The organism is Marinobacterium sp. YM272, from assembly GCF_050908845.1.
Classification (GTDB): domain Bacteria; phylum Pseudomonadota; class Gammaproteobacteria; order Pseudomonadales; family Balneatricaceae; genus Marinobacterium_D.
In genome coordinates this window covers 667863-681740 of record NZ_CP194171.1, presented here as the reverse complement: position 1 = coordinate 681740, position 13878 = coordinate 667863, and the positions used below count along the sequence as shown (strand labels likewise).

General features: G+C 60.5%; 14 protein-coding genes. 3 read left to right on the top strand and 11 right to left on the bottom strand.

Annotated features, from left to right (window positions below; translation table 11 throughout):
• Positions 1-77: 77 nt before the first annotated feature.
• The 10 genes from ACQUQP_RS03195 to ACQUQP_RS03150 form a co-directional block, all read right to left on the bottom strand.
• The gene (locus tag ACQUQP_RS03195) at positions 78-554 is read right to left on the bottom strand and encodes a phosphatidylglycerophosphatase A family protein (RefSeq protein WP_432697372.1); all 477 of its coding nucleotides are present in this window, start codon (positions 552-554) and stop codon (positions 78-80) included.
• Positions 551-1525: a thiamine-phosphate kinase gene (gene thiL / locus ACQUQP_RS03190; protein WP_432697371.1), complete on the bottom strand. Its 975-nt coding sequence runs from the start codon at positions 1523-1525 to the stop codon at positions 551-553. The genes ACQUQP_RS03195 and thiL overlap by 4 nt, the downstream gene beginning before the upstream one ends.
• A gap of 14 nt (positions 1526-1539) precedes the next feature.
• The gene (gene nusB, locus ACQUQP_RS03185; RefSeq protein WP_432697370.1) at positions 1540-2061 is read right to left on the bottom strand and encodes a transcription antitermination factor NusB; all 522 of its coding nucleotides are present in this window, start codon (positions 2059-2061) and stop codon (positions 1540-1542) included.
• A gap of 5 nt (positions 2062-2066) precedes the next feature.
• Positions 2067-2540 carry a 6,7-dimethyl-8-ribityllumazine synthase gene (gene ribH / locus ACQUQP_RS03180; protein WP_432697369.1) on the bottom strand — a complete coding sequence of 158 codons (474 nt, stop codon included), beginning with the start codon at positions 2538-2540 and terminating at the stop codon, positions 2067-2069.
• 29 nt (positions 2541-2569) lie between these two features.
• On the bottom strand, positions 2570-3688 hold the full coding sequence (ribBA, locus tag ACQUQP_RS03175; RefSeq protein ID WP_432697368.1) for a bifunctional 3,4-dihydroxy-2-butanone-4-phosphate synthase/GTP cyclohydrolase II: 1119 nt from the start codon (positions 3686-3688) through the stop codon (positions 2570-2572).
• 16 nt (positions 3689-3704) lie between these two features.
• Positions 3705-4367, bottom strand: a complete 663-nt coding sequence (locus ACQUQP_RS03170; RefSeq protein WP_432697367.1) for a riboflavin synthase — start codon at positions 4365-4367, stop codon at positions 3705-3707.
• Positions 4367-5503: a bifunctional diaminohydroxyphosphoribosylaminopyrimidine deaminase/5-amino-6-(5-phosphoribosylamino)uracil reductase RibD gene (ribD, locus tag ACQUQP_RS03165; protein ID WP_432697366.1), complete on the bottom strand. Its 1137-nt coding sequence runs from the start codon at positions 5501-5503 to the stop codon at positions 4367-4369. Before ribD ends, ACQUQP_RS03170 begins: the two co-directional genes overlap by 1 nt.
• Entirely contained in the window at positions 5500-5985 is a 486-nt protein-coding gene (nrdR, locus tag ACQUQP_RS03160) for a transcriptional regulator NrdR (protein WP_432697365.1), read from the bottom strand. Before nrdR ends, ribD begins: the two co-directional genes overlap by 4 nt.
• A 197-nt stretch (positions 5986-6182) precedes the next feature.
• Positions 6183-7439 carry a serine hydroxymethyltransferase gene (gene glyA / locus ACQUQP_RS03155; RefSeq protein WP_432697364.1) on the bottom strand — a complete coding sequence of 419 codons (1257 nt, stop codon included), beginning with the start codon at positions 7437-7439 and terminating at the stop codon, positions 6183-6185.
• Positions 7440-7658: 219 nt separating this feature from the next.
• Complete coding sequence (locus ACQUQP_RS03150; protein ID WP_432697363.1) at positions 7659-8081, bottom strand: Hsp20/alpha crystallin family protein; 423 nt, start codon at positions 8079-8081, stop codon at positions 7659-7661.
• A 306-nt stretch (positions 8082-8387) separates the two neighbouring features.
• On the opposite strand from ACQUQP_RS03150, the gene ettA reads away from it, so the two are divergent.
• Together ettA and ACQUQP_RS03140 are read left to right on the top strand one after the other, a co-directional pair.
• On the top strand, positions 8388-10046 hold the full coding sequence (ettA, locus tag ACQUQP_RS03145) for an energy-dependent translational throttle protein EttA (RefSeq protein WP_432697362.1): 1659 nt from the start codon (positions 8388-8390) through the stop codon (positions 10044-10046).
• 235 nt (positions 10047-10281) lie between these two features.
• Complete coding sequence (locus ACQUQP_RS03140) at positions 10282-10650, top strand: PilZ domain-containing protein (protein ID WP_432697361.1); 369 nt, start codon at positions 10282-10284, stop codon at positions 10648-10650.
• 24 nt (positions 10651-10674) lie between these two features.
• On the opposite strand, the gene radA is transcribed toward ACQUQP_RS03140, so the two are convergent.
• On the bottom strand, positions 10675-12060 hold the full coding sequence (gene radA, locus ACQUQP_RS03135) for a DNA repair protein RadA (protein ID WP_432697360.1): 1386 nt from the start codon (positions 12058-12060) through the stop codon (positions 10675-10677).
• 198 nt (positions 12061-12258) lie between these two features.
• Between radA and ACQUQP_RS03130 the strand changes: the two genes are divergently transcribed.
• On the top strand, positions 12259-13866 hold the full coding sequence (locus ACQUQP_RS03130; RefSeq protein WP_432697359.1) for a GMC family oxidoreductase: 1608 nt from the start codon (positions 12259-12261) through the stop codon (positions 13864-13866).
• Positions 13867-13878 lie beyond the last annotated feature (12 nt).

Genomic DNA, 13878 nt, shown 5'->3' with positions numbered 1-13878 from the left:
AGACTTTTGGCTGCCGCCTCGCCCATGGCAGGGCCGACATTATAAAGCATAGCGCCTACCAGCTCGACCAGCTGCTATCACGCCAGAACCCAAATCACCAGTTGCAGTACCACCGCCGCGAATACGCCCGCGATCAGGTCGTCCAGCATGATCCCAAAGCCACCGTGTACGCGCTTATCAGCCCAACGGATTGGCCAGGGCTTGAGAATATCGAACACCCGGAACAGTACAAAGCCCAGCACCGCCCAGAGCGGCGCCACCGGCACCGCGATCATGGTGATCCAGTAGCCGACAAACTCGTCCCAGACGATGCCGCCGTGATCATGCACCCCGAGATCGTCGGAGGTGCGCTGACACAGCCAGCACCCCACTGCGAACGCGGCCAGCACGATCAACAGATAGGTGATCAACGGCAGCTGCGCCAGCAGGTACCAGAGCGGTACCGCAGCCAGGGTACCCACGGTACCGGGCGCCCAGGGGGATGCACCGCTACCCAGGCCAAAGGCCAGAAAATGGATCGGGTTACGCCAGACGGAGGCCGGTGCCCGGTTCATCGTTGCTCTCCATAAAGAACGCCAAAATGATCGTAGCCCTGTGCGCTACTGTTCCACGGCCTGCCATCGAGCGACACACTGACACCGCTGCCGGCTTGCATCTGGCCGACACAGGTCAGCGGCAGATCCAGGGCGGCCGCGATTTCACGACAGGTGTCCAGCCGATCCGGTGCGACGGTCAGGCAGAGTTCAAAGTCTTCGCCACCGCTGAGCGCCCACTGCCGCGCCTTATCAACGCCGGCATAGGCCTGCAGCTCGGCAGACAGCGGTAAACGCTCCAGATCGATCCGGGCCGACAGACCGCTTTGCGCGGCGATATGGCCCAGGTCGGAAACCAAACCGTCCGACAGGTCGATGGCAGCAGAGGCCTCACTGCGCAGGGCTCGCGCCAGCGCAACTCGCGGTTCGGGACGGAAAAAACGCTGCCGCAGATAAGCGGTCTGCGCCGAAAGATCCTTCTCCAGTAGCGCCTGGAGCCCGCCGCGACTGTCGCCGAGCGTGCCGCTGACCAACACCAGATCCCCTGCCCGGGCACCGGACCGTGTCAGCGCCTCACCCGCTTTCACCCAGCCATGCACCTGGGCACTGAGCGCCAGCGGCCCCCGCGTCGTGTCGCCGCCCACCAGAGCGATTTTCAGCTCGGCAGCGCGTTTGGCCAGGGCTAGTGCAAAGGGTTGAAGCCAGCCGCTATCGGCTGCAGGGAGAGTTAGTGCCAGGGTAAACCAGGCAGGTTCGGCCGCCATGGCCGCCAGGTCGCTGACCGCTGCACCGAGCAGGCGCTCGGCGATCAACGCAGGGTCGCTCCCCGGCAGAAAGTGGACCCCTTCCACCAGGGTATCGATCGACACCGCCAACTGGGCGCCCGCAGGGGGAACCAGCAGGGCACAGTCGTCACCTATACCCAGTGCCACATCGTCACGCTTTGCAGCGTGACGGGCAAAATAGGTATGAATCAGCTCAAACTCGCCCACTGCCCTGTCAGACCTTAACGCCGTGCGGCGATCTCCGCCTTGCGTGCTTTCTGCGCCACCTTGTCGAGTACGCCGTTGACGTAACGGTGACTGTCGGTAGCACCAAACACCTTGGCCAGCTCAACGCTTTCGTTGATCGCCACGCGGTAAGGTACCTCCATACGACGCAGCAGCTCGAAGCTGCCGATGCGCAGGACATTGACCTCGACCGGATCCAAGTCGTCGATATTGCGATCAAGGAAAGGCGAGAAGGTCACGTCCAGCTCGGCTTTCTCATTAATCACGCCACGCAGCAACTGACTGAACAGCTGCACGTCAGCCTCGTTCATGTCGTTATTCACGCGGAACTGGGCTTCGATCTCGTTGGCCTGCTGACCGCCCACCTGCCACTGGTACAGGGCCTGGAGTGCGAGCTTGCGAGCGTTGCGGCGCTGCTCGGTCAGGGACGGCTTGCGGTTCTTCTTCGGCGCGCTGCCTTTAGAGCTTCCGCTAGAAGCTCCGTTGGAACCGTTGTTGGAACTGCGGGTGTCGCTCATCTTCTTCAGGCCTCAAGCTGACGCAGCAGGCTAACCATCTCCAGTGCGGAGAGGGCCGCTTCAGCGCCTTTGTTACCAGCCTTGGTGCCAGAACGCTCTATTGCCTGCTCGATGCTGTTGACGGTCAGGATGCCATTCGCGACCGGAACACCGTACTCCAGGGATACCTGGGCGCAGCCCTTGGAGCTTTCGGCGGAAACATATTCAAAGTGCGGAGTACCACCACGGATAACCGCGCCCAGGGCGATGATGGCGTCGTCCTGCTTCTGAGCAGCCACTTTCTGTGCCGCCAGCGGGATCTCGAACGCACCCGGTACACGGATGATACGGATGTTGTCTTCGCTGACGCCGTGACGCTTGAGCGCGTCCAGCGCGCCTTCGAGCAGGCTTTCCACTACGAAGGAGTTGAAGCGACCGACCAGGATCGCGTACTTACCGTCGGCGCTGACAAAGTCGCCTTCAAAAACTTTTACTGACATCGGATCTGTCCTGTAATTACAAAGAAGAGTTACTCTTCGCAAGAGATGTATTCTTCAACTTCGAGATCAAAGCCCGAAATTGCGTTGAACTTCATCGGCGAGCTGAGCAGGCGCATTTTGCCCACGCCCAGTTCACGCAGAATCTGTGAACCCGTACCTACCTGCAGGTAGGCGCCCGATGCACTGACCGTCACCTTGGACTGTTTTCTCGGGTTGTTGGTCAGGCTCTGAAGCGCCTCACCCAGATCGATCCGCTGACCGGAATCGATCAGAATCACCACGCCCTTGCCCTCTTTGGCAACCCGCTCCAGCGCGCGGCGCATGGTCCATTTTTTCTCTTCGCCGGGCAATACACCGACCACGTCACGCAGTACTTCACTGCGAATGTGCACACGCACCAGCGTCGGCTCATCCGGCTTGATATCGCCTTTGTAAAGCGCCAGGTGGCTGCAGTTCTGTATCTCGTCGCGGTAGACCGCGTAGTTGAACTCGCCGTATTCGGTTTCCAGCACACCCTCGTCAGCACGCTCGACGGTATGCTCATTGGTCGCGCGGTAATGGATCAGGTCGGCGATGGTGCCGATCTTCAGACCGTGCTTGGTCGCGAACTTTTCCAGGTCGGGACGGCGCGCCATGCTGCCATCCTCGTTCATCACCTCGACGATCACCGCCGCCGGCGTCAGATTCGCCAGACGCGCCAGGTCACAACCCGCTTCGGTGTGGCCGGCGCGACTGAGAACACCGCCCGGCTGCGCCATCAGCGGGAAGATATGCCCCGGCTGAACTATATCCTCCGGCTTGGCATCGCCACGTACCGCAACCCGTACCGTATGCGCGCGGTCTGCCGCAGAGATACCGGTGGTCACGCCCTTCGCCGCCTCGATGGACAGGGTGAAGTTGGTGGAGAATGCAGCGCCGTTGCTCTGTACCATCAGCGGCAGCTTGAGCTGTTCGCAGCGGTTGCGGGTCAGCGTCAGGCAGATCAGGCCGCGGGCGTGGGTCGCCATGAAGTTGATATCTTCCGGACGAACCATTTCGGCGGCGATGATCAGATCGCCTTCGTTCTCGCGATCCTCGTCATCCATCAGGATAACCATCTTGCCCTGACGGATATCGTCGATAATCTCTTCGGTCGTGTTCAGTTGCATACTTATCTCCAGCGCCCTAGCGACGCATGAATCCGGCCGCGGCCAGCTTGTTCAGTGTCAGCCCATCGCCCGGCTCGGCATCGGCATCAGAAGCGCCCATCAGGCGCTCCAGATAACGCGCGATCTGATCCACTTCCAGATGGACCTGGCGGCCCTGGCGATAGCTATCGATAATGGTTTCCTGCGCCGTATGCGGCACAATGTTCAGGCCGAAATCGGCTCCGTTTACGCTGTTGACGGTCAAACTGACGCCGTCAACGGTGATCGAGCCCTTGGCGGCGATATAACGCTGCAGCGACTTGGGCGCCTGGATCGTCAGACGCACCGAGCGGGCATCGTCGCGACGATCCACGATCTGCCCCAGGCCATCCACATGACCGCTGACGATATGGCCGCCGAAACGGCTCACCGGCATCATCGCTTTCTCCAGGTTGACCTTCTCGCCCACCTGCATCTCGGGAAAACGGCTGTGCGCCAGGGTTTCCCGGGATACATCGGCGACAAAACCATCCCCCGGCAGCTCCACAGCGGTCAGACAGATGCCGTTGGTGGCGATACTGTCGCCGAGCTTCACATCATCCAGGTCCAGCTCGCCGGTACGGATACGCAGGCGCATGTCGCCGTCGACCATGCGGATATCGGCAATCTCGCCAATCGCTTCAATAATGCCGGTAAACATCAGTTCTCAGACTCCTCGCCGGCCAGTTTCCAGTTCAATCGCAGATCCTGTCCGAGATGACGCACCTCGTCCAGTAGCAGCGGAATCTGCTGCTCCATCCGTTCCAGCGGCAGCTGCAGCAACGGTCGTGCACTGCTGCCCAGTAGTTTCGGCGCCATGTAGACCACCAGTTCATTCACCAGGCCCGCCTCGACGAAGGCTCCGGCCAGGGTGGCGCCGCACTCCACGAGCAGCTCATTGCACTGCTCCTCCTGTGTCAGCCATTTCAGGATCGCGGCCAGATCAAGCCGTTCGCCATCTTCGCGCACCTGCACTTCGGCACCCGCCTGTTTCAGGGCGTTGATCCGCGTTTCATCCTGGCACAGCGTCAGGATCAGCGTACGCCCGGGCTGGTGCAGAATCTTAGCTGTCAGCGGCAGACGCAGCTGTGTATCGAGCACGATCCGCAGCGGCTGGCGTTTAACGATATCGGCGGCATTATCCAGGCCCAGCTCGTTTTCCCTCAGTGTCAGCGAGGAATCGTCCAGCAGCACCGAGTCTATGCCGGTGAGGATCGCAGAGCTGCGCGCACGCAGGCGCTGCACATCGGCACGGGCGGCACTGCCGGTGATCCACTGGGACTCGCCGCTGGCCATGGCGGTGCGGCCATCGGCACTCATCGCCAGCTTGGCGCGCACGTAGGGCAGGCCCTTTTCCATACGGCGGATAAAGCCGGGATTGAGTTCCCGGGCTTCGGCTTCCATCAGCCCGCTGGCAGTCTCAATACCGGCCTGGCGCAGACGTTCAAGCCCTCGTCCGGCCACCGCCGGGTTGGGATCGACCATCGCACACACCATGCGCGAGATGCCGGCCTCAACCAGCGCCTCAGCGCAGGGAGGCGTACGGCCGTAATGGCTGCAGGGTTCCAGTGTGACGTAGGCGGTGGCGCCTTTGGCTTTATCACCGGCCTGGCGCAGTGCGTTGACCTCGGCATGCCCTTCGCCGGCACGGACATGGTAGCCCTCACCGACGACTTCGCCCTGCTTGACCAGCACACAGCCGACGCGGGGATTGGGATGAGTCGTATAGAGGCCACGCCGCGCCAGCACGATGGCACGGCCCATAAAATGATGATCGGATGAAGAGAAGCTGCTCATGAGTCCGCCTGGCTGCCGCCGTTCGCTTCCGGGTTGGCGGAAAGACGCTCAATCTCTTCCTTGAACTCGTTGATATCCTGGAAGCTGCGGTAAACGGAGGCGAAGCGCACGTATGCGACCTGGTCGAGCTTACGCAGCTCTTCCATAACCACCTCACCCACTTCACGGGACGGCAGTTCGCGCTCACCGGTGGCACGCAGCTTCAGTTTGATACGGGTAATACAGGCTTCTACCGCCTCGATGCCCACCGGGCGTTTCTCCAGTGCTCGCTGGATACCGCCGCGCAGCTTGGCCTCGTCGAACGGCTGCCGGGTGCCATCACCCTTGATCACGCGAGGCATGACCAGCTCCGCTTCTTCAAAGGTGGTGAAACGTTCGTGGCATTTGACGCACTCACGACGCCTGCGCACCTGCTGCCCCTCGGCCACCAGCCGTGAGTCGACAACCTTGGTATCACTTGCGCCACAGAACGGACAATGCATCCTCAGCCTCGAATAAAGAGCGGCGGTCCTGAGACCGGGAAAAAGAGCGTTTTAAACTGTTTATAGCGTTTTTTACAAAGCGCCAGATAAAACAAACGGGGCGGTTTATCACCGCCCCGGTATTCTAGGGAGGCCGGACTTAACTTTCCAGCCTCCGTTTATAGGGTTTCACCCCCGTGCGTCGTTTATATTCCGATTTACTTGTAAACCGGGAAACGTGCGCAGATATCCACGACCTTGGCCTTGACCGCCTCGATCACGTCCTCGTTGTTGATATCTTCGAGGACGTCGCAGATCCAGCCGGTCAGCTCGGTGACTTCCGCTTCCTTGAAGCCACGACGGGTCACCGCCGGAGTACCGATACGCAGACCGGAGGTCACGAACGGTGAACGCGGGTCGTTCGGTACGGCGTTCTTGTTCACGGTGATGTTGGCGCGGCCCAGAGCGGCATCCGCATCCTTACCGGTGATATCCTTGCTGACCAGGTCAACCAGGAACAGGTGATCTTCGGTGCCGCCGGAAACGATGTCGATTCCGCGCTCCAGGAACACCTTGACCATCGCCTTGGCGTTCTTGACGACCTGCGCCTGATACTCCTTCCACTCCGGCTCCATCGCTTCTTTAAAGCAAACCGCCTTGGCCGCGATGATGTGCATCAGCGGGCCGCCCTGGGATTCAGGGAATACGGCGAAGTTCAGCTTGCGCTGCAGCTCTTCATCGGCGCGGGCAGACAGGATCAGACCACCACGCGGGCCACCCAGGGTCTTGTGGGTAGTGGTGGTAACGACGTCGGCGTACTGCATCGGAGACGGGTACTGACCGGCAGCAACCAGGCCGGCGACGTGGGCCATGTCAACGAACAGGTAAGCACCAACCTTGTCGGCGATTTCACGGAACTTGGCCCAGTCGATGATCATGGAGTAGGCGGAGAAGCCGGCAACGATCATCTTCGGCTTGTGCTCCAGCGCCAGGCGCTCAACTTCGGCGTAATCGATCTCGCCGGTTTCCGGGTTCAGACCGTACTGAACGGCGTTGTAGATACGACCGGAGAAAGACACGGACGCACCGTGAGTCAGGTGACCACCGTGCGCCAGGCTCATGCCGAGAACGGTGTCACCCGGCTTGCAAAGCGCCATGTAAACGGCAGCGTTGGCCTGGGAACCGGAGTGCGGCTGGACGTTGGCGAAGTTGGCGCCGAACAGTTCGCAGGCACGATCGATCGCCAGGTTCTCGACGATATCGACGTACTCGCAACCACCGTAGTAACGTTTGCCCGGATAGCCTTCCGCGTACTTGTTGGTCAACGCGGAACCCTGAGCTTCCATTACACGCGGGCTGGTGTAGTTTTCGGAAGCGATCAGCTCGATGTGCTCCTCCTGGCGGGTCACCTCGGACTGCATTGCGTCCCAGAGATCCTGGTCGAAGCTGGCGATAGACATATCTTTGCTAAACATTACTGTCCCCTGATTGAGCAACGTCTTCGGCAGCGGCCCGTTATTGCCCGGAAACCGGAGCGCACTTAGCCAACTGCCGCGAAAAGGCCAGCATTATAGTCGAAAAAGCATCCGTGGGGCACATGAAATACGATCAGGCGGGATGGAGCGGTTTTCATTCTGTCAGGCTGACAGAACGCCCCGTGCGACGGCCAGAACCGGCCGCCGCATGTTGAGGTGTCATTCGATGGCGATATCAGCCGCTTCTTTCTCTTCCGGCGCTTTCTTCGGCAGTGTCAGCGACAGCACACCATCGTTGAAGCTGGCCTTGACGGCGGCCGGGTCCACATCGGAACCGACGCTGAGCTGACGGATAAACTGGCCCACATGACGCTCCTGGCGGATCAGTTTGCCGTCTTTCTCTTCCTTGTCTTCTTTACGGGTTTCACCGCGCACGGTGAGCACACCGTTCTCAAGCTTGACGCTGATATCCTCTTTCTTAACCCCCGGCAGATCCACGTTGACCGTATAGGCCCCGTCGTTCTCATGAACATCGATCGCCGGCACTTTCTCGCCACCCTCGCGCGCGCTCAGCGGGCGGAAAAAGTCGTTCAGAAAGGTATCGTCGAACAGACTGTTGAACCGGGTCAGATTGCGACTCATAAGATCACCCCCTTTTCATTTTATTCTCAGGTACGGGGCGGCGAATCCGCTTGCCGGATCACCACCGCCGGATCTCCAATCTGAATATAGAAAGTGGAATGAACCGCTTCAAATCGGGATATTGACCGGCAGCAAAAACCGGGTGATTTTGACCTCGACGCCACACGCCCTGTCGGCTATCGGCTTACCCGCTATTGCCGCACACCTCTGTCATCGCCGTGTCGCGCCATTGGTATTACATTCGCCTCAGAGGTAAAATCCCCGCCATCCTTTGTTAACCCTTTTCAAAACCAGAGGTCCTTCTGGATGGCTCAGTACGTTTACACGATGAACCGCGTCGGCAAGGTTGTTCCGCCGAAACGCGAGATTCTCAAAGATATTTCCCTGTCATTCTTCCCGGGCGCCAAGATCGGTGTGCTGGGTCTGAACGGCGCCGGTAAATCCACGCTGCTGCGCATCATGGCTGGCGTCGACAAGGATTACACCGGTGAAGCGCGCCCGATGCCGAACATGAAGGTCGGTTACCTGCCGCAGGAGCCGGAGCTGGATGACAGCAAGACCGTGCGCGAAGTGGTCGAGGAAGCGGTCGCTGACGTCAAGGGCGCCCTGGCCGAGCTGGACCAGGTGTACGCTGCCTACGCCGACCCGGACGCGGATTTCGACGAGCTGGCAAAAAAACAGGGTGAGCTGGAAAACCTGATCACCGCCAAAGACGGTCACAACCTGGATCAGGCCCTGGAGCGCGCTGCCGACGCCATGCGTCTGCCGCCCTGGGATGCCGAGGTGAAAAACCTCTCCGGTGGTGAGCGCCGCCGCGTGGCGCTGTGCCGCCTGCTGCTGGATCACCCGGACATGCTGCTGCTGGACGAGCCCACCAACCACCTGGACGCTGAGTCGATCGCCTGGATCGAGCGCTTCCTGCAGGAATACCCGGGCACAGTGGTAGCGATCACCCACGACCGTTACTTCCTCGACAACGCTGCCGGCTGGATCCTGGAACTGGACCGCGGTCACGGCATCCCCTGGGAAGGCAACTACTCCAGCTGGCTGGAGCAGAAAGAAGCCCGCCTGGAGCAGGAAGCCAAGTCTGAAGCGGCTCACCGCAAGGCGATGAAGTCCGAGCTGGAGTGGGTGCGTCAGGGCGCCAAAGGCCGTCAGACCAAGTCCAAGGCGCGTCTAAAGCAGTTCGAGGAGATGAACTCCCGCGAGTTCCAGCAGCGCAACGAGACCCAGGAGATCTACATCCCGCCCGGTCCGCGCCTCGGCGACAAGGTGATCGAGTTGCACAACGTCACCAAGTCCTACGGCGATAAGCTGCTGTTCGAAAACCTGAACTTCACCATCCCGCCGGGTGCCATCGTCGGTATCATCGGTCCGAACGGCGCCGGTAAGTCCACCCTGTTCCGCATGCTGACCGGCGAAGAACAGCCCGATGCCGGCGAGATCGAAATCGGCTCCACGGTGCAGCTCTCCTACGTCAACCAGTCCCGCGAACTGGAAGGCAACAACACCGTGTTCCAGGAGATCTCCGACGGCCAGGACATCATCACTGTCGGTAACTACCAGACCCCGGCGCGCGCCTACTGCGGCCGTTTCAACTTCAAGGGTTCCGACCAGCAGAAGTTCGTCAAGGATCTCTCCGGTGGTGAGCGCAACCGCCTGCACATGGCGAAGCTGCTGAAAGAAGGCGGCAACGTGCTGCTGCTCGACGAACCGACCAACGACCTGGACATCGAGACTCTGCGTGCACTGGAAGACGCCCTGCTGGCGTTCCCGGGCTGCGCGGTGGTGATCTCGCACGATCGCTGGTTCCTCGACCGTATCTGTACCCACATGATCGCGTACGAAGGCGACTCCAACGTGGAGTTCTTCGAAGGCAACTACACCGAGTATGCCGAAGACTACAAGCGCCGCTACGGCAAGGATCATCAGCCGGAGCGGATCAAGTACCGCCGCATGAGCTGATCGGCCACCCGGCCTGCAAACAACAAAGCCACCGAGGGAAACCCGGTGGCTTTTTTATTTAGCTAACAGGGCGGAAAAAAGACGCTCCCTTACCCGTTCTGAAGGCAGCCTCTTGCCCGGCGTCATCCCTTTCCCAAACAACTTGGGGTGTAATACTATGCAGAACCCCGGCACTAACAGCTATGCCTGCGTCCGGGTAAGCGGTTCAACGATTGCAGTCCAACGGGGTATTGAAATGACCGACAGCCAAACCGATCGCCGCCGTTTTGCCCGTATACAGTTCGATGCTGGCTGTGAACTCCTCACCCCGAGCGGTCCTGTGGAGGTACAGCTGGTGGATATCTCGCTACGGGGCGCCCTGATTGAGTCGGCCCGCCAACTGCAGCTCGAGCCCGGCGAATCCGCCGAACTGCATATCTACCTGGCCAATGATATTCTTATTCGCATGCCCGGTACGGTGAGGCATATCGAAGGTGAGCAGTACGGTTTCCTGGCCGGTGATATGGAGATCGAAAGCGTCAGCCACCTGCGCCGCCTGGTGGAGCTCAACCTGGGCGATGAGTCCCTGCTGGAGCGCGAGCTGGAAGCGATGGTGGACAATTAATACCCCGCTTCCGCCCATCTGGTCTCAGATCGCATCCAGCGCCTGAGACAGGGTGTCCACACCGATAATCTTGATACCGCTGACACCTTCTTTCGGCGCATTGGCCCGCGGTACGATCGCCCGCTTGAAGCCATGCTTGGCCGCCTCGCGGATCCGCTCCTGACCGTTAGGTACCGGGCGGATTTCGCCTGACAACCCCACCTCGCCAAACACCATCAGATCCTGCCCCAGGGGCCTGTCCCTGAAGCTGGACACTACCGCCAGCAGCAACGCCAGATCGGCACTGGTCTCCAGCACCTTGACACCGCCGACCACGTTAACGAACACATCCTGATCGCCGGTCATCAGGCCGCCATGACGGTTCAACACTGCCAGCAACATCGCCAGTCGGTTGGCCTCCAGCCCCACCGCCACGCGACGCGGGTTGGACAGGTGCGAGGTATCCACCAGCGCCTGCAGCTCCACCAGCAGCGGCCGGGTACCTTCCCAGACCACCATCACCACGCTGCCGGCACTGGGCTCGGCGCCGCGGCTGAGGAAGATCGAGCTGGGGTTTTTCACCTCTTTCAGGCCCGCTTCCATCATCGCAAACACACCCAGCTCGTTGACCGCACCGAAGCGGTTCTTGTGGCTGCGCAGGGTACGGAAACGGCTGTCGGAGGAGCCCTCAAGCTGCAGCGAGCAGTCGATCATATGCTCCAGCACCTTGGGACCCGCCAGGGAGCCATCCTTGGTGACATGCCCCACCAGGAACAGCACCGTGCCGGTCTGCTTGGCGTAACGGGTCAGAAAGGCCGCGCTTTCACGCACCTGGGACACCGAGCCCGGCGCCGACTGCACATCGGAGACGTGCATCACCTGGATGGAATCGATCACCAGGATCTTCGGCTTCAGCGTGTCGGCCACATCGCAGATCGTCTCCACCGATGTTTCCGACAGCATCTTCAGCTGGTCCGCCTTCAGCCCCAGTCGGGACGCACGCATCGCCACCTGTTGCAGGGATTCCTCACCGGTGACATAGAGTGCCGGCATCTGCGCCGCCAGATAACAGGTGGTCTGCAGCAGCAGGGTACTCTTGCCGGCGCCGGGATGACCGCCGATAAGCACCGCCGACCCTGGCACCAGACCACCGCCGAGCACCCGATCCAGCTCGCCGACGCTGGTGGGAATGCGCGGCATCTCCTCCAGATTCACATCACTGAGACTGACCACCCGATCCTTGCCGGCGCCACCGGCATAGCCTTCAAACCGGGCGTTACGCACACCCGCCTGGGCGCCACCGGCCGGGGCCTGGGAGATACGTACCTCGGTAATCGTGTTCCAGGCCTTGCACGCGGTGCACTGCCCCTGCCACTTGCTGTAGTCGGCGCCGCAGTCATTGCAGACATAGGCGGTTTTTGCCTTGGCCATAAACTCTCCTGATTTCGCTGAGGCGATTGTAACGGAAACCGGCGCCCCACCGAACCAGACATGATTGCTGCATCCTGATGACACATATTGCCGAAGCCCTGTCACCCAGTGCCAAGCCTGGCGCGAAAACGGAGTAGTTAAATGAAGTTGTCTTTCAATTACGAACCCAACACTCAGACATTCGATCGAGGGATACTGATGCCCACTCAGGAATACGACTACATTATCGCGGGAGCAGGCTCGGCTGGCTGTGTCGTCGCCGCCCGTTTGATTGAAAACGGCGCCGGAAGCGTGCTGCTGCTTGAGGCCGGCAGCAAGGACTCAAGCATGTTCCATAAGATACCGGCCACCGTGGTCAAGGTGTTCCAGCAGAAGTCCTGGCCCTATATGACCCTGCCGCAGAAAGAGGCGAACAACCGCTCCATGCTGATCGCCCAGGGTAAGGTCCTCGGCGGCGGCAGCTCCGTAAACGGCATGATCTATATCCGCGGCCAGCACCAGGACTATGACGACTGGAAAGAGAAATGGGGCTGCGAGGGCTGGGGCTACGAAGACGTACTGCCCTTTTTCCGCCGCGCCGAATCCAATGAAAGCCTCGGCGACCGCTACCACGGTGAAGATGGCCCGGTACCGGTGGGCGAGAACCGTTTCCGCCACCCGCTGACCCAGGCCTGCATCCGCGCCTGTGAACAGATGGGCCTGCCTTACACCAACGATTTCAACGGCGCCACTCAGGAGGGCACCGGCTTCTACCAGACCACCATCCATAAGGGTGAACGTGCCAGCACCTCGCAGACCTACCTGAAAAGCGTGGCCGGCGATTCGCGCCTGACCGTGATGACTGACGCCCTGGTGCACCGGGTGGAGGTCGACGGCAACCGTGCCACCGGCGTCACCTACTCGGTCAAGGGCGGCGCTCCCGTCACTGCAAAGGCGCGCAAGGAAGTGGTCGTCAGTTCCGGCACCTTCGGTTCGGCCAAGATCCTGATGCTCTCCGGTATCGGTCCGAAAGCGCACCTGGAATCCCTGGGCGTCAAAACCAAGCTGGATCTGCCGGTGGGCAAGAACTTCCACGACCACCTGCACATGTCTATTAACGCCACAATTAACGAAGATATCAGCATTTTTGAAGAGGATAAGGGTCTCAGCGCGGTCAAGCATATGCTGCAGTGGCAGCTGTTCCGCTCTGGCCTGATGACCAGCAACATCCTTGAGGGCGGGGCCTTTATCGACAGCGAGGGCGTGGGCCGCCCCGATATCCAGTTCCACTTCCTGCCGCTGCTGGACAACTTCGACAACACCCCGGGTGAAAAGCCGGAGGCAGAAGCCCATGGCGTCTCGATCAAGGTCGGCCACCTGCGCTCCAAATCCCGCGGAGAAGTACGTCTGAAGAGCAGCGACCCCTCCGAGTTGGTCGAAATCGATGCCAACTTCCTCTCCGACCCCGAAGACCTGGAAAACCAGATCCGCGCCGTTCAGACCGGCCTGAAGGCGTTGGAGATGCCGGCGCTGAAGCGGATCGTCAAGCGCGTGATCGAACCGGACAACATCGCCATCGATGACAAAGAGGGGCTGGAAGCGTTCGTGCGCCAGAACATCAAGACCGTCTATCACCCGGGCGGCACCTGCAAGCTGGGCAGCTCCAGCGAAGACTCGGTGGTCGATCTCGATCTGCGCGTTCACGGTGTGGATAACCTGCGCGTGGTGGATATGTCGATCTGCCCACAGGTCCCCAGCGGCAACACCAACGCCGTCGCCATGATGATCGGCGAGCGCGGTGCCGACCTGATGCTGCAAGCCCAGTAATCGCTCCGGTTC

Excerpts from the sequence above, each read along its gene's own strand:
- ACQUQP_RS03170 (WP_432697367.1), bottom strand. The coding sequence starts at position 4,367 with ATGTTTACCGGCATTATTGAAGCGATTGGCGAGATTGCCGATATCCGC.
- ACQUQP_RS03195 (WP_432697372.1), bottom strand. The coding sequence starts at position 554 with ATGAACCGGGCACCGGCCTCCGTCTGGCGTAACCCGATCCATTTTCTG.
- radA (WP_432697360.1), bottom strand. The coding sequence starts at position 12,060 with ATGGCCAAGGCAAAAACCGCCTATGTCTGCAATGACTGCGGCGCCGAC.
- ACQUQP_RS03140 (WP_432697361.1), top strand. The coding sequence starts at position 10,282 with ATGACCGACAGCCAAACCGATCGCCGCCGTTTTGCCCGTATACAGTTC.
- ribD (WP_432697366.1), bottom strand. The coding sequence starts at position 5,503 with ATGAGCAGCTTCTCTTCATCCGATCATCATTTTATGGGCCGTGCCATC.
- ettA (WP_432697362.1), top strand. The coding sequence starts at position 8,388 with ATGGCTCAGTACGTTTACACGATGAACCGCGTCGGCAAGGTTGTTCCG.
- nusB (WP_432697370.1), bottom strand. The coding sequence starts at position 2,061 with ATGAGCGACACCCGCAGTTCCAACAACGGTTCCAACGGAGCTTCTAGC.
- ribH (WP_432697369.1), bottom strand. The coding sequence starts at position 2,540 with ATGTCAGTAAAAGTTTTTGAAGGCGACTTTGTCAGCGCCGACGGTAAG.
- ACQUQP_RS03130 (WP_432697359.1), top strand. The coding sequence starts at position 12,259 with ATGCCCACTCAGGAATACGACTACATTATCGCGGGAGCAGGCTCGGCT.
- nrdR (WP_432697365.1), bottom strand. The coding sequence starts at position 5,985 with ATGCATTGTCCGTTCTGTGGCGCAAGTGATACCAAGGTTGTCGACTCA.
- glyA (WP_432697364.1), bottom strand. The coding sequence starts at position 7,439 with ATGTTTAGCAAAGATATGTCTATCGCCAGCTTCGACCAGGATCTCTGG.
- ACQUQP_RS03150 (WP_432697363.1), bottom strand. The coding sequence starts at position 8,081 with ATGAGTCGCAATCTGACCCGGTTCAACAGTCTGTTCGACGATACCTTT.
- ribBA (WP_432697368.1), bottom strand. The coding sequence starts at position 3,688 with ATGCAACTGAACACGACCGAAGAGATTATCGACGATATCCGTCAGGGC.